Annotated in this window: 4 protein-coding genes; all 4 read left to right on the top strand. The window is 43.5% G+C overall.

Annotated features, from left to right (window positions below):
* Positions 1 to 834: DNA polymerase III subunit delta (holA, locus tag WEIDD23_RS11365; RefSeq protein ID WP_062359047.1), on the top strand; the 834-nt coding region annotated here is incomplete at its 5' end.
* A gap of 139 nt (positions 835 to 973) precedes the next feature.
* Positions 974 to 1,243: a 30S ribosomal protein S15 gene (gene rpsO / locus WEIDD23_RS11360; RefSeq protein WP_003609971.1), complete on the top strand. Its 270-nt coding sequence runs from the start codon at positions 974 to 976 to the stop codon at positions 1,241 to 1,243.
* A 54-nt stretch (positions 1,244 to 1,297) separates the two neighbouring features.
* Positions 1,298 to 1,552: a 30S ribosomal protein S20 gene (gene rpsT / locus WEIDD23_RS11355; RefSeq protein ID WP_010369748.1), complete on the top strand. Its 255-nt coding sequence runs from the start codon at positions 1,298 to 1,300 to the stop codon at positions 1,550 to 1,552.
* 265 nt (positions 1,553 to 1,817) lie between these two features.
* A partial coding sequence (locus WEIDD23_RS11350) for a ribonuclease J (protein WP_082778346.1) occupies positions 1,818 to 3,093 on the top strand: 1,276 nt, incomplete at its 3' end.

The following is a 3,093-nucleotide window of genomic DNA, read 5'->3' as shown; positions in this document are numbered from 1 at the left end:
GCTGTAGATGATGCACGATCGGTACCGTTTTTTGGTGATCGACGGGTTGTCATGATTGACGACGCGTACTTCTTGACCGGTGAAAATCCCCGGACAAAGGTAGAACATCATGTCGAAGATTTGATTGCATATGCAGAACATCCAGAGCCCCAAACAGTTTTGGTGATTTTTGCACCCTATGAAAAACTTGATAGCCGTAAGAAGGTTGTGAAGTTGTTGAAAGAACAAGCAGCTTATTTAGCTTTTGGTGATTTAACAGAAAAAGATGTTCGTAGCATGATTACGGATAAATTGCGGCAAAACGGCTTTGAAATGTCGGGCCCAGCCATCCAACTACTTGTTCGACTCACGAATATGTCATTGACCCAAATTATGTCTGAACTGGATAAATTAATGCTGTATGCCTACGATACGAAGCAAATTGATGAGCAAGCAGTGGATGCTTTAGTCACACGTACCTTGAGCGAAAATATTTTCGACTTGATTAATGCGTTGTTGAATCGTAAATTAACACGGGCAGTCGAACTGTATCACGAGTTAATCGAGGGTGGTGAAGCACCGCTTCGATTACATGCAGCTATTCTCGGGCAGTTCAGGTTGCTATTGCAAGTGAAATCAGCCACGCAAAGTGAAGCTGGTACTGCAAAAATGCTAAAGGTTAACCCATATCGCGTTAAGTTGGCGCGTCAAACTGTTCGCCGCTTCAGTTACCCTGCATTAGCAAAAGCTTATTTAGGGTTAGTCGGGATGGAAGAACAACTTAAGTCGACAGCCCGTGAACCAGAACTGTTGTTCGAATTATTTGTCTTGCGCTATCAAGCAGATATTGCTTAGGAATTTTACTTGCATTGCGTTAGAAAGTTTAGTATTATATTTGAAGTGCAAAAGCACACGACCTTTTACGATGTTTGACGGTTCACCGTCGTCCTACGTTGTCTAAGGCGACTATACAAAAGAAAGGTGGATATCCAACATGGCTATTTCTGCACAACGCAAGAATGAAATCATCAAGGAATTCGCACGTCACGAAGGTGATACTGGTTCAGTTGAAGTTCAAGTTGCAGTTTTGACTGCTGACATCAACGAATTGAACGCACACATGTCAGAGCACAAGCACGACTTCCACTCACAACGTGGGTTGATGAAGAAGATCGGTCACCGTCGTAACTTGTTGCGTTACTTGCGTGACAACGACGTTCAACGTTACCGTGAGTTGATCCAAAAGCTTGGATTGCGTCGTTAATTTTTACATTAACAACGTACGTTATTTTGACATTTATCATCGGAGGGAAAAGCGATGCCAATTATTGAGTCATCAATCCAACGTGCCCGCTTGAACAAGGTGCAACGCGAGCGTAACATCTCACAATTGAGTGCATACCGTACTGAAGTGAAGAAGTTCCGTAAGGCCGCTGAAGCTGGTGCAGACAACTTGCAAGAGTTGTTTGTTAACGCTTCATCAGCTATCGACCGTGCCGCTTCAAAGGGCTTGATTGCTAAGAACAAGGCTTCACGTGACAAGTCACGTTTGTCAGCTTTGTTGAACAAGTAATCAACGTTAGCTAAATAGGGATTATATCCCACATCAAATGTTATTTGTTCGCAAATGATGTTTGATAAAAAGAGCAAGTCTGTTATGGACTTGCTCTTTTTTGTTATATAACTATCAGACAGCTTAATCGGTGTTGTCGATCAGGTGTTCGCCATTTTTATTTTTCTTGTTGTTGGTACCGCCTTCAAACTGTGGTAAACTGGAATAAATCATACAAACGTTTGGGTTGTGCTGACCCGTGAAAGACAACGAGAATAGGAACATTATGACAACGACATTAAGTATTATGCCGTTCGGTGGCGTACGTGAAAACGGAAAGAACATGTATGCAGTTACCGTCGGTGAAGACATTTTTATTTTGGATGCAGGGTTGAAGTACCCAGAAAGCGATTTGCTTGGCGTGGATGTGGTTATTCCAGATTTTGCCTACTTGGTAGAAAACGCTGATAAGATTGCCGGTGTCTTTTTGACACACGGTCACGCAGATGCAATTGGTGCATTGCCTTACTTGTTAAGTGAAGTGAAGGTGCCAGTTTTTGGTTCAGAATTAACGATTGAATTGGCTAAGCTTGCTGTTGAAGCTGAGCCAGAAGCAAAGGGGTTTGATGATTATCACGTTGTTCGTGGTAATTCAGAAGTTAGCTTTGGGGATGTAACGGTTTCATTTTTTGAGACCACACACACGATTCCAGAATCATTGGGGATCGTTATCGAAACACCAGAGGGGCAAATTGTTTACACTGGTGACTTTAAAATTGATACGACGGCATTGCCATACTACCGAACTGATTTAGCGCGTCTCGCACAAATTGGTGCCAAGGGTGTAATTGCTGTCTTGGCTGATGCTGCCGGTACAGCAAGCTATGGTTTGTCAGCACACGAATCAGAACTTGCAGAGTACGTTTTGGACTCATTCCGTGCACATAAGAACGGCCGTATCATCGTCGCCGCAGTGGCTTCAAACATTCAACGTATCCAGCAAGTTATTGATGCTGCTTACAAGGTTGACCGTAAAATCGTTATCTCAGGTAACGATTTGGAAAAGGTTGTCCGCACAGCCCTTCGTTTGAAGAAGTTGCACTTGCCAATGCCTGAAAACGAATTATTCGTTTCTTTGAAGAATTTGAGCAAGCTGGCACCTGAAGAAACTGTTATTTTGGAAACTGGTAAGATGGGTGAGCCAATTCGTCATTTGCAACGTATGGCACAAGGCGATGACCGCAACATCCAAATTCAAGAAGGCGACTTAGTCTTTATTACAACAACACCATCTACGGCCATGGAAGGTTACGTGGCGCGAACACGTGATATGTTGTTCCGCGCCGGTGCCTCAGTTAAGCAAATTTCAACGGATAAGAAGTCTTCAGGCCACGCGTCAAAGGAAGATTTCCAATTGTTGCTCAACTTGTTGAAGCCACAACATGTGATTCCTATCCAAGGTGAATACCGTGTCTTGAATGCGGCTTACCATGCGGCTGAACAAGTTGGTTACGATGATGACCACGTTTGGTTGTTGGCGAAGGGTGATAACCTGCGTTGGG

It is taken from the genome of Weissella sp. DD23, assembly GCF_001579105.1.
GTDB lineage: Bacteria > Bacillota > Bacilli > Lactobacillales > Lactobacillaceae > Weissella > Weissella cibaria.
The sequence above is the reverse complement of the archived record's forward strand: the minus strand, read 5'-3'. Positions and strand labels throughout refer to the sequence as shown.